General features: G+C 32.3%; 14 protein-coding genes. 7 read left to right on the top strand and 7 right to left on the bottom strand.

Going from position 1 to position 16,022, the window contains the following annotated elements; translation table 11 throughout:
• Positions 1 to 328: 328 nt before the first annotated feature.
• A complete protein-coding gene (locus M0051_RS08805; protein WP_306741166.1) occupies positions 329 to 565 on the top strand; it encodes a hypothetical protein in 237 nt (78 codons plus the stop codon).
• Between the two features lies 1 nt (position 566).
• On the opposite strand, the gene M0051_RS08800 is transcribed toward M0051_RS08805, so the two are convergent.
• Positions 567 to 1,211, bottom strand: a complete 645-nt coding sequence (locus M0051_RS08800) for a response regulator transcription factor (protein ID WP_306741165.1) — start codon at positions 1,209 to 1,211, stop codon at positions 567 to 569.
• On the bottom strand, positions 1,208 to 2,218 hold the full coding sequence (locus M0051_RS08795) for an ATP-binding protein (RefSeq protein ID WP_306741164.1): 1,011 nt from the start codon (positions 2,216 to 2,218) through the stop codon (positions 1,208 to 1,210). The genes M0051_RS08800 and M0051_RS08795 overlap by 4 nt, the downstream gene beginning before the upstream one ends.
• Before the next feature lie 166 nt (positions 2,219 to 2,384).
• Between M0051_RS08795 and M0051_RS08790 the strand changes: the two genes are divergently transcribed.
• From M0051_RS08790 to M0051_RS08775, 4 genes are all read left to right on the top strand, one after another.
• A complete protein-coding gene (locus M0051_RS08790) occupies positions 2,385 to 2,537 on the top strand; it encodes a hypothetical protein (RefSeq protein WP_306741163.1) in 153 nt (50 codons plus the stop codon).
• A gap of 132 nt (positions 2,538 to 2,669) precedes the next feature.
• Complete coding sequence (locus tag M0051_RS08785) at positions 2,670 to 3,227, top strand: RNA polymerase sigma factor (RefSeq protein ID WP_306741162.1); 558 nt, start codon at positions 2,670 to 2,672, stop codon at positions 3,225 to 3,227.
• 362 nt (positions 3,228 to 3,589) lie between these two features.
• Positions 3,590 to 5,107: a carbon-nitrogen hydrolase family protein gene (locus M0051_RS08780; protein WP_306741161.1), complete on the top strand. Its 1,518-nt coding sequence runs from the start codon at positions 3,590 to 3,592 to the stop codon at positions 5,105 to 5,107.
• 64 nt (positions 5,108 to 5,171) lie between these two features.
• Positions 5,172 to 5,645: a hypothetical protein gene (locus M0051_RS08775; protein WP_306741160.1), complete on the top strand. Its 474-nt coding sequence runs from the start codon at positions 5,172 to 5,174 to the stop codon at positions 5,643 to 5,645.
• Positions 5,646 to 6,146: 501 nt separating this feature from the next.
• Here the strand turns inward: M0051_RS08775 and corA are convergent.
• Complete coding sequence (gene corA / locus M0051_RS08770) at positions 6,147 to 7,217, bottom strand: magnesium/cobalt transporter CorA (RefSeq protein ID WP_306741159.1); 1,071 nt, start codon at positions 7,215 to 7,217, stop codon at positions 6,147 to 6,149.
• Positions 7,218 to 7,294: 77 nt separating this feature from the next.
• On the opposite strand from corA, the gene M0051_RS08765 reads away from it, so the two are divergent.
• Positions 7,295 to 8,167 carry a mechanosensitive ion channel family protein gene (locus M0051_RS08765; protein ID WP_306741158.1) on the top strand — a complete coding sequence of 291 codons (873 nt, stop codon included), beginning with the start codon at positions 7,295 to 7,297 and terminating at the stop codon, positions 8,165 to 8,167.
• 74 nt (positions 8,168 to 8,241) lie between these two features.
• On the top strand, positions 8,242 to 10,410 hold the full coding sequence (locus M0051_RS08760) for a M20/M25/M40 family metallo-hydrolase (RefSeq protein ID WP_306741157.1): 2,169 nt from the start codon (positions 8,242 to 8,244) through the stop codon (positions 10,408 to 10,410).
• Between the two features lie 42 nt (positions 10,411 to 10,452).
• Here M0051_RS08760 and M0051_RS08755 read toward each other — a convergent pair whose 3' ends face one another.
• From M0051_RS08755 to M0051_RS08740, 4 genes are read right to left on the bottom strand one after another with little or no spacing between them, the layout of a single operon-like run.
• Positions 10,453 to 11,385: a CorA family divalent cation transporter gene (locus M0051_RS08755; protein ID WP_306741156.1), complete on the bottom strand. Its 933-nt coding sequence runs from the start codon at positions 11,383 to 11,385 to the stop codon at positions 10,453 to 10,455.
• 38 nt (positions 11,386 to 11,423) lie between these two features.
• Entirely contained in the window at positions 11,424 to 12,008 is a 585-nt protein-coding gene (locus M0051_RS08750) for a gamma-glutamyl-gamma-aminobutyrate hydrolase family protein (RefSeq protein ID WP_306741155.1), read from the bottom strand.
• Position 12,009: 1 nt separating this feature from the next.
• Positions 12,010 to 12,978: a mechanosensitive ion channel family protein gene (locus M0051_RS08745; protein WP_306741154.1), complete on the bottom strand. Its 969-nt coding sequence runs from the start codon at positions 12,976 to 12,978 to the stop codon at positions 12,010 to 12,012.
• The gene (locus tag M0051_RS08740) at positions 12,978 to 15,875 is read right to left on the bottom strand and encodes a hypothetical protein (RefSeq protein WP_306741153.1); all 2,898 of its coding nucleotides are present in this window, start codon (positions 15,873 to 15,875) and stop codon (positions 12,978 to 12,980) included. Before M0051_RS08740 ends, M0051_RS08745 begins: the two co-directional genes overlap by 1 nt.
• Positions 15,876 to 16,022: the final 147 nt, after the last annotated feature.

Here is a 16,022-nt window from a genome sequence, read left to right as displayed (position 1 = left end):
GGTTCGAATCCCTTCCTCTCCGCAACAAAAGCATCAATGTATTTTACTTTGGTGCTTTTTCTATTAATAAACCCTAGGGATGAGAACAAAAGTGATGGTCTGGGTTCGTAATACGCTCAAAAAAGAGAGGCACGAGCGAATACTCCCCTCCCAGCTAAAGCAAAGGTGAAACCCCTAACAAATGCCTGTTGCCTGAGTAGCTACTGGTTTGATGTATGAACCTAATTTAAAATTCTAGCGGAATTTTTGCCCAGACCCGAGGAGTAAACGCCATATCATGTGACTTCCATCTTAATTTGTCGTCTAATAATTAAATAGAAAGACAGATATGAGTAAAAAGAGAAGTTTGGATCATGATTTATTAGATTCATTTATTTATTGGAAAACCTTACCCAACAACAGTATTCTTAAAGCTTTTAAGGCCTATTTCCCTAATGCATCCAATGTTAAATGGAGAATGCTTGGTCATGACATGTATAAAGTAAATTTTTCTTATCAAGAGGAACAGGTCAATGCTATATTCATGAATAATGGAAAATTAGTAAAAGTTTTTAGTGCTGAATAAACTATTCTACGAGTTTATTCCTAAAAGCATATTTAACCAAACCAGCAGTATTTTTAACTGCTAATTTTTCCATTAAATTTCTTCGATGGGTATCCACGGTTCTTACACTAACAAATAATTGAGATGCGATTTCACTATTTGAAAATTCTTGCGCAATAAGTTTTAAGATTTCTACCTCTCGTTTTGTTAAAGAAATTGATTTAAGTGTTTTGGATTTTTCATTTCTACCGATCATTAGACTTTTTGAAACTTCTCCACTTAAATAAGTATCGCCAACCGCTACACATTTAACAGCTCTCAACATCTCCTCCTTGCCTGCATTTTTGAGGATATATCCAACTGCTCCAGCCTCTAACATTTTTACAACATATTCCTTATCACCATGCATAGATACCGCCAGAATATTAATGCTATCATCATATTGCTTAATCTTCTCGGTCAACTCAATTCCGCTGGTTTTTCCCATATCAATATCCATCAGAACAACATCAGGTCGCGATAAACTGATTAGCTCCAGAATGTCCTGCTCATTATCTGCATCACCACAAACTTCAATCATTTTCTCTTTCTGAAGAAGGGCTTTTATTCCTTCCCTGAACATTTTGTGGTCATCTGCTATTATGATTTTAATTTTCGTTCCTGTCATTTTTCTAAAGGTATTTCGATTGTAGCAGTAACTCCTTTTGATATTGCCGTATCTAAAATAAAATTACCACCAAAAGCATTGGTTCTAGATTCTACGTTAATTAATCCCACTCCTGGATTCTCCTTCATTACAGATGTTTTATCAAATCCTTTACCATTATCCTCAACCATCAAAATTAAGCTTTCAGGGTGTTCAATGAGTTGCACTTGCACTTCTGTTGCAGATGAATGCTTCACCGAATTGTTGATTAATTCCTGACATATCCGGTACAATCCTAATTCAATCAACTCTGGAAACCGATCACTAAGAATAGAGTGAAATAGAATAATTTTTATTCGTTCGGCTCTATTAATTCGATTCACTAAATTCTCCAGTGCTGGGATGATACCAAAATCGAGCAGAATTTTAGGCATTAACTGATGAGAAATATCTCTAATATCACCTGTTAGAGAATCAATCATATCTAAAATTTCAGACACCTGACCAGAGAATTTTGCATTATCCAATCGATTATTTTCGGACGACAAGTTTTCCAATAAAAGACGAATTGTTGATAAACTTGGACCAATTCCATCATGTATTTCCTTGGCAATTCTTGTTCTTTCCAATTCCTGACCTTCCAACATCGAGTTCAAAGCCACCATTTCCATCTCTTTATCTCTGGTGATATCTTCAATTGTAACAATATAACCTTCTACTATTTTTCTGCCTCGAATATTTAAAAACTTATCATCAAATGGTAATGCTTCTAAATTAAAATCGCGATACTGATTTTCAACGATTTGATTCAATTTAAGATGCAATTGTTCTATATGCTTTATTTGATCAAAAATGACAAGTTCATTTAATTCATTGGGTTTTGCATCAAGCTTTAAAAGAGAAACAGCCTGATCGTTTACAAGTACAATTTGATCAAAGTTATCTATTGCTATCATGCCATATGGTGCATTTTTAACAACAGAACTCAAAAGATTCTTAGTCGAATCGTTATGGATTTTTTGTTTCATTTACTAAATTTCAACATTATACAAAACCGAGATCTCTATTCCATGACATTTCATTCATTATATCAATATTAAATAATATTTCAATACCAATTATAAGATGTGACTTTTTTATTCGTCGAGCGTCGAATAGTTAAAAAAGATATTAAAACAAATAATACTTGAAGTCATGTCTAAAACCTTTAGAAATTTCATATCAGGAAAAGATATGAAATCAAACCGCAATAGAAAGCCGATTAAGTCGACTCCAAAAAAGAAACTCTTACAGGATTATTATCAAGGAGTTCTGACCGACGATTTGGATGGAATGTTTAATAAATAACTTTTACAAGTAGGTGAAATCACCTACTTTTTTTCTGCATTTCTACTTAGAATTAAAAACAGTAATTTACTCGATTTTTATTTCATGAGCACTTCATACTTTTAACTATATAACAATTAATAAGGTTAAGAGATGAAAAAGTCTGTACACAAGAATTTATCCGATGAACAACTTGTAATGTTTCATTTGCAAGGGGATCAGATGAGCATTGGCATTTTGTACGAAAGACATTTCAACAAAGTCTATTACAAGTGTCTTTCTTTCACAAAAGATTCATCAGAGGCTTATGATCTTGTACAAGAAATTTTCCTAAGAACTTTTAGTAAGCTACATCTGTTTAGAGGCAATTCTGAGTTTTCGACATGGTTATATAGAATAACACAAAATTTTTGCATAGAACATTACAGAAAGAAATTTAGAAATCAATACGAGGTACTTTCATCAGCCGCTTATAATCTGGAAGATGAAGGATATGAGCCGTGTAGGTTGGACAATATTTCTATTGAAACGATAATAAAATCGGTATCTGAAACTGATCAACTGATGCTGAAATTGAAATATTTAGAGGGAAAAAGTATAAAGGAATTACAAGATCAATTCAATATGGGGGCAAGTGCTGTAAAGATGAGACTACAGCGAGCCAAACAAAAAATCAGTAAACAAATAAAATTTTTTAATGAAATAATGTGACTTTTCAATATTGTTCAGTCTAAATTATATATTCAACTAAGGGTGGTTTTTAAATATTTTGCATTAAAATGAGATGATTATTTCACTTACAAGATAAATAAAAGGCAGTTTGTTGTGTGAAAGAATCAATGCGGCTAATTACGTGAATTATCTTGTTGAAACTATGTTTTAATTTTCTTAGGGTGAAATAGGAAGTGCTATGATCTGGTTGCTGTGGCACTTCCAATCATCTCTGCTTTATTACCCCTTTGAAAGCAAATGTTAGGTTTTGTTGTTTATATCAGACCGTAGAAAGGGGCAGATTTTAATTTATCACATGATGTTAGTTTACACTTTCTGTCCCTTTCATAATTCATTCACACATGACAAAACAAAAAATAGAACTAAGGCATTTGGAAATTGATGACTATTACTCATTAAAGGAGGCATCAACCAAATCTTATTCGGGGATAGGTGGTCAATTTTGGAGTAAAAAAGATCTGGAAAAATTACTCGATATATTTCCAGAAGGCCAGATTTGTATTGAAATTAACAATAAAGTTGTTGCTTGTGCCTTATCCATAATAGTAGACTACAAACAATTTGGAAACCAGCACACTTATGAACAAGCTACAGGAAGCTATACTTTTTCAACTCACTCAAAAGATGGAGATGTTTTGTATGGCATTGAAGTATTAGTGCATCCTGAACACCGCGATAAAAGACTTGGACGCAGGCTATATGATGCTAGAAAAGAACTCTGCGAACAATTAAATTTAAAATCCATTATTGCAGGAGGTAGAATCCCTAATTACATACGATATTCAGATATCTATAGTCCTCGTACATTTATCGAAAAGGTAAGAAATAAAGAAGTTGATGATCCTGTATTGGGGTTTCAATTGGCCAATGATTTTCATGTCAAGAAAATACTAAAAGGTTATTTGCCTGGTGATATTGAATCTAAAGAGTATGCTACCTTATTGGAGTGGAATAATATTTATTACCAGGAACAAGAACAACTAATTAATACACCAAAAACGTCAATCAGACTTGGTATTGTTCAATGGCAGATGCGCTTATTTGAGAACCAAAGAAGTTTGATTGAACAAGTGGAGTATTTTATTGATTCGCTAAGTCGTTATAAAGTTGATTTTATATTATTTCCGGAACTATTCCATGCACCACTTCTAGCCAACTATAAAGGTTTAACTGAATCTGAAGCAATTAGAAAACTTGCTTTAACTTCTCGTTCTTTAAAAAAGAAATTTATTGATTTCGCAGTAAAATACAACACTAATATTATAGCCGGATGCATTCCTGTAATAGATGATTATCAACTTAAGGGAATTTCCTATTTATTTCGTCGGGATGGTACCATTGATTACCAGTTCAAAATACATCCATCGCCTGCCGAGTCATCCGATTGGGGAATGAAAGGTGGACATGAAATAAAGGTCTTGTCGACCGACTGTGGAAAAATAGGAATTCTTTCGAGTTATGACATTGAATTTCCTGAATTGAGCAGAATCATGTCACAGGAAAAAGTTGAAGTGCTATTTGTTCCCTTTATTTCTGATACTAAAAACAGTTATTACAGAGTTCGAAGGTGTGCACAGGCCCGTGCCATAGAAAATGAATGTTATGTGGCAATTGCAGGGTGCGTTGGAAATTTACCAAAAGTGACCAATATGGATGTTCAATATGCACAATCTGCAGTCTTTACTCCATCAGATTTTTCATTTCCGACAGATGCGATACTTGCTGAATCGACTCCAAATACAGAAATGACTTTAGTAGCTGACTTGGATTTAAGCTTGTTAAAAATATTGCATGAATTTGGCACCTATCGAAATTTAAAAGACATGAGGAAAAACTTATATAAAATTCAAAAAATGTGATATATCGGTTGTGACTTTTTTAAAATCTATCGTCAAAATGTCATAATTCATAAGAGCAATTAAAATGAGAAAATTATTATTACTTATAGGTATTATTCCTTTGATGGTTTTTGGACAGGATTATGATGTACCAAAACAAGTTAATGATGCATTTGTAAAAATGTTTGCAGATGCAGAAGATGTTATTTGGACTGAAATGGATGGCGATTTTGAGGCCTCTTTTTACGTTGAGGAAGAGTATAAACTTGCTATGTTTTCCGCAGATGGAAAATGGCTCGAAACCTCTACGTCTATCAATGTAGAATCTGCATCTACAGAAATCACCAAACCTATTTATAAAAAATATAATGGTGCTGTTATCGATAACATTTTCCTGGTGGAAACACCTAAAAAGATAAATTTTTATCGAATACAGGCTGATGATGGAGTAACAATATATAAAATAAAAATGTCGGAAGTTTATGAAATACTAGAGTCAAAAAAGGTTTCATTTACTTCAGTTGATTCAGACATAGAAGATGAAGAAGAGCTGGAGTAATCCGTTTCATTTTGCATTTATCTTAAGGTTGAAAGTCACTTACCCCTGGAGTGGCTTTCTTTTTAAAATTTAAGGAATGGGTTATTGTTAGCGTATTAGTGATGTTATACTATGGCAGGCGACTCAATAATTTTCATTTACAAGTTCAATTGTCATATTCCCAAAGCTTCGTATCCGCTCCTTAATTTAACCAAATTTAATTACAATTTAATTCGTGTAACTGTAAAAATGGAAGCATTTTATACATGGTTGAATTCCTTGCAAAACAAATTGAAGCGATTCACAAACTTCTAAAAGATGAACCCACTACCCCTCCTGCTGATACCCTACTGTTTTCCATTTGGCAATTTGAATATATAGAGAAAGGACTTAGGAGTTGGTGAATCTTGAATGAAAACATCAATCCCACTTAAAATACTAATAACTTGAACACTTAGCACCTTAGGAGCTTTGAAGAAATCTTTCTTAGACCTGAGAAGAAAACGCTATAATTTCAAAAATCTACATCCACTTCTTTTTTTTAAACCAAACAATCATAAAAATGGCTACTAAAAACATAACTCCCAATAAGATATAGTATCCATATTTATAATTAAGCTCAGGCATATTTGAAAAGTTCATTCCATAAATACCCGCCAAGAATGTCAATGGAATAAAAATAGTAGCTATTAATGTCAAAAGTTTCATGACCTGATTTAACTGATTGTCTTGAATCGACTGATAGGATTCATTAATTGCCGACAAATTATCTCGTAAAAAATCCATTTGGTCAATTATAAAAAGAATATGATCCTTGGTATCTCTAAAGTACTTAACATTTTCCTCCTTAATCAAATGAAGATCATCATTCACCAGAATTGAATAAGTTTCTTTCACGGGTGTAATTCCTCTTCTAGCTCTTAGTAAAACTCGCCTGTATTCCCGAATTGAATTTGGAATATCCTCGTTTGATGGAATTGAAATTTCATCATCCAGCTTCTCTAATTTATCATTACCTATTTCAATTAGCTCGAAATAATTGTCAATAACCACATCTGCTAATGCAAAAAGAAGATAATCTGCCCCTTTACTTCTTATTCTTTGCGGTTGATTTCTAAGCCTAAACAATGCTGAATCAAAAATAGGATCTTCAAAATCAATAAAGGACAAAATATAACTCTCACCAAGTATAAAATGAACAGGAACAGATCCATAGGTTAACTCATCGCTATCTGATAAAACCATTTTAATTGATAGAAAATAATAATCCTGAAAAACTTCAAATTTAGGTCTTAGAGAATTATTCAAAATATCTTCTAAAACCAAATCATGTATATTAAATTGTTTACCAATATTTTCCAAAGCAGGTATATCAACACCTTTTAAGTTTATCCAGGTTACATGATCTTTTGATGGCTTTGGAAAATTAATATTGGAGAGTTCATTTACAAATTCCTCGAATTGGATGCTATCCTCATTATATTTTACAATTTGAATTGATGCATGACTAACACGCTGTTTTCCGATATGAATAAGTGTTCCTGGCGACATTCCCTTCTTCGTGGAATTTCTTTTTAATTTTTTATTTCCCATCATACAAGCTGTTACAAATTGTACTATATTTAATTTTATTTGTATCAGATAAATTTACTCAATATTACTTGTTTAAGATGGCTGCTATTGAAATTATTTTAAAGGATTTAGGTGTTGGCTATAAAGTATTGTTTGTACTCTTTGCCATAATTGTTGGATTTATAGCCTCAAAAGTAATTCGTTTTTTTATGCATCGCATGGTGTTGAGGTCTGCGAAAAAATTAAATGCCGATCCTACGAATTACAACTTCCTAAAAAACGCAGTAAGTTTTCTAATATTCATTGGTGTTATTATCATTGTTTTTTATTCTATTCCCGAATTAAAAAGTATTGGTGTTAGCTTATTAGCTAGTGCAGGGATTCTTGCTGCAATAGTAGGATTTGCATCACAGCAAGCTTTTTCGAATATCGTCAGTGGCATTTTTGTTGTAATTTTCAAACCATTTAGAGTTGGAGATTACATAAAAATTGGAGATTTACATTTTGGAACGGTGGAAGACATAACACTAAGACATACTGTCATCAAAAATCCTGAAAACAGAAGAGTAATTATTCCAAATTCAGTAATTAGTTCTGAGACTATTCTTAATTCCTCAATTGCTGATCCAAAAGTTTGTGCATTTATTGAACTTGGGATAAGTTATTTTTCATCCATAGACGCCGCAATTTCGATTATGCGAACAGAAGCAGAAAAACACCCAAATCTTATTGATACAAGGTCAGAAACAGAAATTGAAGAAGGAGTTGAAAAAGTGGTAATTCGTGTAATTCAATTGGCTGATTCAAGTGTGGTTTTAAGAGCATATGTTTGGGCTGAAAACAATGGTAAAGCATTCGTTATGAAATGTGACTTGCTCAAATCCATAAAAGAAAGCTTTGATGAAAATGATATCGAAATTCCATTTCCACATCAAACGCTTTATTTGAGAAAAGATTCAAAAAAGGCTTAGTAAATTAATTATATGAAAGTTTTTTGAAATGGAATAATTGCTACATTGCGAGGTTCTAATAATTTATTATATCAATGAAAGTTGCAATAATTTACAACAAAGATTTTGAGGGAGTTATCAATATTTTTGGTATGCAAAATAAAGAAGTTTACTCCCCTGCCACCGTGCAAAAAGTTGTTGATGCTCTTGAAAAAGGAGGGCATAACGTTGCAGTGATAGATGGCAATATGCATGTAGTCGAAAGACTACAAAACTTTATGCCTAAAGTCGTGGATGGAGAACAAATGGGAATGGTTTTCAACATGGCATACGGTATTCAGGGAGAAAGTCGTTATACCCATATTCCATCGATGCTAGAAATGCTTGGAATACCATACGTTGGCTCATCTCCTTCAGGACATGCATTGGCACTTGATAAGGTTATTACTAAAATCATGTGGCAAAAGCACGGCATTTCAACTCCGGATTTCTGGGTGTTCAATAGTGCAAAAGATGACATGAGCGATGTCAAGTTTCCAGTAATTGTGAAACCAAAAATGGAGAGTGTTTCATTTGGATTAAAAGTTGTTTACAATGAAGAAGACCTTAGGGAATCAGTAAATTTTATTGTAAAAGAATTTCAACAACAGGCGCTGGCTGAGCAATTTATACGGGGAAGAGAATTTTGCGTAGGGATTCTGGGAAATGAGCCTGTCGAGACATTTCCTATTCTAGAAATAGATTTGAACAACGATCCTGATGCAATACAAACAGTTACAGATAAAAAAGAAGCACCAAAAAGAAAAATTTGTCCTGCCGATTTACCAAGTGAAGTTGTCCAGGAAATGGTGCGACAAAGCATCGAAGCTTTTAAAGCCCTACAATTAAGAGATTTTGCCAGGGTTGATATTAGAATGGATGAAAATAACAATATCTATCTGTTGGAAATTAATTCGATGGCCAGTCTGGGATTTTCAGGTTCGTACCCAGCCGCCGCTAAAGTTGCGGGTTATGAGTACGAAGATCTTGTCAACAAGATGCTGGATGTTGCTTCGGTGAGATATTTTTCGGGAAGCATTTTAAATCAATCGAGTCAAAAACCTAAAAAACCATTACTTCACACAAGAATAAGAGGATTTTTGAGAGGTAGACAGCCGCAACATTTAAAAATGCTTCAGAAGATTGTAAACATGAATTCTCATGTTAGAGATATTGATGGAGTAAATCAACTCGGCAATTATTTAAAAGGTCAATTTGCCACTTTAGGATTTGTACAAGAGAATTACCCACAAGTTGAGGTTGGGAATCATCTATTCTTCACAAATTCATATGATAATGAATATGATGTTCTTCTTTTAGGTGTTCTAGATAACTCAACCCCGCTTTCTAATCATGATTCCTATGGTGAGCATGACCAGAAAATTTATGGTACAGGAGTATGGGAGCATAAGGGAGGTATAGTTGTTGCTATGGCAGCTTTACAGGCATTAAAATTTTCCAGAAATCTTAAAAATTATAAAATTGGAATACTCTTAACTGCAGACAATTCGATTTTTGGCAAATTTTCAAAAAATATTGTAAAAGAAAAGGCTGCTAAATCAAAAGTTGTTATTGGTTTGCATGGGGGCAATTCTAATGGTAGTCTAACTACTTCAAGAAGTGGATCGGCAAAATATTCATGCCAAATGAATCTATTAGCTGGAAAAAGCTCTGAAAAGGTGGCTAATGCTGCAAGTGCCTTTACTAAAATGATTCAATCATGGTGTGACTTATCTGTTGATGATGACAGCTTGGTGATCGCGCCACAGGAAATGAATTTAAATTCCAATATTATGCAGTCCTACTGCAACGGATCTGTTAAATTAAATATTAGATTTAATCAAATTGATCAGTTTAAAAAGCTTGATGAAAACATTAAGAAAGCTGTTCCTTCAAGAAAGTTGAACAAAATTGCTAAATTACAAATGGAGGGTGGAATCATGCGACCTCCTTTAGAGGAAAATGAGAAAACTGCTCAACTCTTTCAATTCATTCAACCAATTGCAAAAAGGTTAGACATTCGAGTTGCTAAAGAACACCGCTGGGATTCTTCAGATATATGCTCTATTGATGATTCTGCAATTTATTTAATTGATGGATTTGGTCCAACTGGACAGATCAATCCAAAACACTCTGAATTCATATATACACATAGTATTTCAGAAAGATCATTACTTCTTGCAATGACAATTTACGAACTCTACAATAAAAACTTTAATTTATAATTTTTTCATGCGGCCTTTATTATCAATTCTGGCCGCAATTTATTATAGCCATTTTTTTAAACGAAAAATAAGAAAGAGCAATAATGAGGTCAGTAACATTAAGACAAGACTTAGTGGATATCCAAGGACCAACTTTAACTCTGGCATTTGCTCAAAATTCATTCCATATATCCCTGCAATAAGTGCAGGTGGGGTAAAAATCACTGTAACAATAGTTAACATTTTTATTGTTTTATTTTGTTCTATCCCTACAAGACCAATAAATGTATTCTGCATAAACTCTAATCTATCGAAATTAAAACCAGAGTGTTGCAATAGCGAAGATATATCCTTATTCATCACAAGGAATCGATCTCTATCAGAAAACGGAAAATATTTACTTTTCAATATGGCAAAAACAATTCGTTGTTTTTCCATTAAAGTTTCTCTAATTAAGTTACTGGATTTTCTGATATCCGAAATATGTAATAAAAATTCCTTGTCTAATTTTTTTTCTTTTGAAATTACCCTATTCAAATTGTTAATATCGGTTGTAATAAGTTCAATTAAATCTGCATCAATATCGATTCTTGTTTCCAATAATGTTAAAAATAAATCCAGCCCATTTTTCTCTTCTAAGTTAAATAGTTTTTCTCTGGCATCTGCGAAACTTTTATATTCCCTTTCACGCTGCGTAATCAACACATTATCTTTAAGTAGAAATGAAACCGGGTTCATTTCATATTCGTCCTTATAAAAGTTAAGAAAGTTTAAATTCACTCCTACCAGTTTTTCACTTTCTATGTATTTGGAACTTGTTTCAATTTCCTCTCGTTCTTTCTTGGAAAATAATTTTAGATCTAGTAGATCTTCTACTAATGCAATTTCTAATGGAGAGTAATCCAATAAATCTATCCATATTAATTTTCCATGCTCTTTCTTAAAATGTTCGAAACATTCTACAGTACCATCTTTTAGGCAATAGTAATTCAACATTGTATTTAATATTTATATCTTTTTTAATTAGGATGAGCTCATTTTTCATCATAAAGCTTACATATCTTTAAAAAGTTTATCATGATTTGGATACCCACCTCTCCGGACACTTCAGGATGCGATTGAAATCCATAAATTGGTTTTGAATTATGCCGGATAATTTCATTCACACAAGTATCACTCTCTCCTAAAGATATAAATTCAGCAGGCAATTGAGAAACATACCAATTATGTTTTTTAACAAGAGGGATTTCATCATGATCAATAGATTCAAATATTGGATCGTTTTTATCTTTTATTCGAACAAGCTCCTTTTTATTGTTGTAGGATTTTAATTTTTTAATTCGCCCCATGTTCGATACAGCAATAATTTCATGTCCAAGACATAAACCTAGAACAGGAACCTGAAAATTAAGTATCGCTACAAAATTGGTTGTAAGGTTTAATGGTTCATATGGATTACCCTTACCTCCAGAAAGAATAATTCCTTGAATATTTGCATTATCAGGTAAATTTAATGGTTGATTGTGATCGAAAAAAATGGTTTCAAAATCTATCTCAGCCAAAAAATTCCGCTTAAACTTCTTGATAAATGCACTTTGATTATCAATAATTAACAACATCTTAAATCGAATTTTTGTTAGTAATAACCCCCTCTTTCAGAAGCTCATGAATGACTCTTTCCGTTAATTCACTTTTAAAAGCAAACTCATACCGAATATCCATCACATAAGCTTTTAACCTCATTTTATAACATAGCTTATCATGTTTAATATCACTCACAAATATTACAGCTATTGGCTTTGCTAAATAAATGAACTTGGAAAGCTTTGCAACTTCCATGGCGATTTTTCGAACCTTTTTGGTATCAATTATTATTGGTAAAAATAATTCTGCAACCACCTGGCAATTGGTTTCTCCAGAGTTAGAATTTGATATCGACTGATTCATTAACTCTCCATTGGGTAAGGTAACAACAGAATCATCAGCTGTATGAATTCGAGTAGATCTTAACGACATATCTAAAACTTCACCATAAGTATTTCCTACCTCAATTTTATCACCAACCTTAAACGGTCTGTCGATTAATATGACAAAACCTCCAAAAATATTTTTTAAGATATCTTGCGCCGCAAATCCAACAGCTACACCAACCGAAGCACCAAAAGCAATTAAAGATTCCAATGGAGGCCTAAACACCCCTCTAACTATAATATATGCAAGAACAGCCCAACAAATAATCTTAACAATTGGAACAATTGCTTTTCCCTTAACCCTTCTTTCAGGGCTTCTTTCAGACCAAAGTTCAATTGTTTTTGTCAGAAACCTTATTGTGAAATAGCCAATAAGGATAAAAATAATTGCCCAAAACACTTTCGAAAACGAAATAATATTGGAAACTCTGGGAGGTTTTAATTTTTTTTCAATTGCCTGAACGGCATTATCAATTCTGTTTGAAACGGTATCTACAGTTTCAATCCCAGAAAGAGAATCTTGTAGTACTTCTTTTGCATAGACCTCTGCACTTAAAAGAGAATGAAAAAGTAAAACAACAAATACAAGATGAATTTTAAATATAGTTACACGCTTCATTAATGAATATAATTTAATGATGATAGATGATTTATTACTTGCCTATATATTAGCGGATTTATAGAATAATCATTTTCCTTTTTAACCAAAATTCCATCGTCTACAAATACCATTAATTGATTTGAACTTTCCTTCTCCGTCAAATCAAAAACTTCCATATGATCACTAATACTCATTCTTCCATGGAGAACCATGGCATATAATGTAGCCATCTGGCTAGCATTTAGGGAATTTACAAAAAACAGATTCAAGTTTTTAAATTGCATGTTAAATGTATTATCTTCAACACTCACTATAGATCTCATCCAAAACAAAAGTGCCAAGGATAAATTATTTTGAGCATAATTAAATAATCTTTTAAAATAATCCTCCTGAAGTATTGCCTGTTGCTGGGTTTCTGTAAGTTTTTTAAAACTCCGCTTAGGTGAGAAATTTTCAGGAGGCAAAAAGTATAATTTATACCCACTATATTTATGTCTGTTTATTATTGATTCGGTTACTTGCTCATTGGTTAAATTGTCAAGTTTTTCTATATGAGCATAGTAGTTACTAAATCCTATTGAATAATCCAGATATTTATAAGTATAAAAAAGACACGTGTTCAACCAGTAAACTTTCGAATTGGTTTCTGAAATCAGTTGAAACAGATTGTACAGCAAATTAAACCCACCCATTTTTCGGAGATGAAGTTTATGTACATTCTCCAGAATTACAATTCTACGACTATTAGAAGAATACAAGAAATCTATTATTTCCTTCAAACTTTTTAAATCAGGTTGATCAAGGGCTTTAGATATCAGTTTAACAAACTCAGTTTCATTTTTAATTTTACCTTCTGGATTTATTCTGATTACTGGGTATTGGTGACCAAATTTTTCGATGAACTCATTAACCAGAGAAGTAAGTCCACTCCCAGTTTCCCCTACTAAACAAGTTGGTGCAAATTTCCCTGCAGTCCAATTTGAATAGGCTATTTCCAATCGTCGAACAACAAATGGTCTTGCAATTCTAAATTTTGTATTTTCAACAGGAGTAATGCTAAATAACCTTTGATACATTAAAGGCAACTTCTCAATCGCCGCTTCTGTTTCCGATAAATAATTTGACATTTCACTATTTATGCTTGTATCAGAGACAGACAATCCTAAAACTTCTCTATAAGAAGAATATTTCGATCGAACTTGTTTTAAGATTGTAATAAGTTTTAAATAATACTCCTTTGCATTTTTACTTACCAAATTAAGATATGCATAGCTTTTTCTTTTTACATCAGCCAACACTCTTTTACGATACATCTGATGATACTTTGCCTTTAATTGTTCAGGCGAGATTGATAAAATAATCTCCTTAATCAATTCTGAACATATCAAGTTTAAGTCTTTTTGTATTTCCATAGAGAATGCACTGCAATGGTTAATTCGTTCGTTAGCCTTGTTTTTTGCTCTATCTATTCCTTGCTTAAATTCATTAATATGCTGGCTTTGATCAATATCAACATTGGAGTTCAAGTATTCATTTGTGTATTCAATAATTCCAGACAGTTCGTTTAGAAAAATAAGGGTATCATTTTGAAAGTTATTTAATCGCTTACTTTCTTGATCAAGTGGATTACTAATATATTCGGAACTCCACCCTTCAATAATTTCATTAAGGTTTAAATTTCTCAATTGTTTTCTTGATTTTACCTTCTCCAATTTTGTTTTTAGTGGTAAGTAAAATGGCTCATTAATTAATGAAATTGATTTCTGAATACCTGTATCTAAAATGGCAATTTCTTCTTTTACATTCAGTTTCAAAACCTGATTTAGATAGAATGGAATATGATTTTGCAACAATTCTACCTTTAGATTTTGTTCTACCAGCTTTGAATCTATCTGATTGTCCTTAAAGCTATCCGTTGTATATTTTAAAAGATCTAATGTTTTTTGATCATTTACTTGAAAATGTTCTTTTAATTGAATGGCGATACAATTGTTAGCCTCTTGAAAAGATCTTTGTGCATCAAAGGCAAATCGCCTAACTCTATGTATTAACTTCCAATGATCAAATATGGAAGATATTCTTGCATTGTATTTCTCAAAAATCAAATTCAAAGCTTGATCCAATGCTACTGAATTATTCTTTAAAGTAGATTCAGATATTTTAGAAAGAGGAAATTCGACGGTATCAACCAAGGGCTTTAAATCCTCAAAATCTGATTGAAGCACCTTCATTACTTCATTAAAAAAAATCTCCAGTTTTTTTAATAATGATTTATATTTTTCATGAACCGAGGTAATTTTATCCGTGAACTCTTCGTGATTTGGTTTTACATTGGTGAATATATTCCCCGTAATTTCCTGATCGATAGACTTAAGCTCAAGAAAAATCTCTTCCCTCTGCTCTAATACTTCTGCCAAAATCGCTATAAATTTCCTATAAAATCCTTGCACAAAAACATACTCCGCAAGCTGTCGTTGCATTATCTTTTGTGTTTCTGTGGAATAATTTAATGGTGATTTACGAGCAATTCGCCTCGCCATATTAAACATCCAAATTTTAAACCAATTGCCGTTTAGTCTTATTTTTTTAAGAACCTTTAGCATCTTAATCCTAAAACTGTCTTTCGAGTTTATTTGATATCTTTCGATACTTTGAAACTTAATCTCTTGCTCTGGAAAAGTTAGTATGTAATCATGAACTTCACTTAAAAGAGCTTTTAACTCATCATTATTAATGGTTTTATTACTAATAAACTCTTCAACTAATAATTTATCAAAGGTTTTGGCATAATTATTCAATTGATCAGAGAATTGTTTGTCATCACTATAAGTCAAGAAGATGTCTGTAAGTGCAGAAACAATACTTTCAATCGGTAGAAACAGAGATATAACCTTTGTGGTAATTTTTTGATACATCAGTATAGTCTATTTATCTATGAGTTACATTAAATTACGAAAAACTTTCATCATTTCAATCTTTAATCAACTGTAAAAGATAAGCTAACAAATGCTTACATCTGTGCAATAAATGAAAAGAAAAAGTAAGATCTTACTAATTAGACT

The organism is Marinifilum sp. D714 (assembly GCF_030851345.1).
Taxonomy (GTDB): Bacteria; Bacteroidota; Bacteroidia; order Bacteroidales; family Marinifilaceae; genus Marinifilum.
This window is presented reverse-complemented; position numbering and strand designations above follow the sequence as displayed.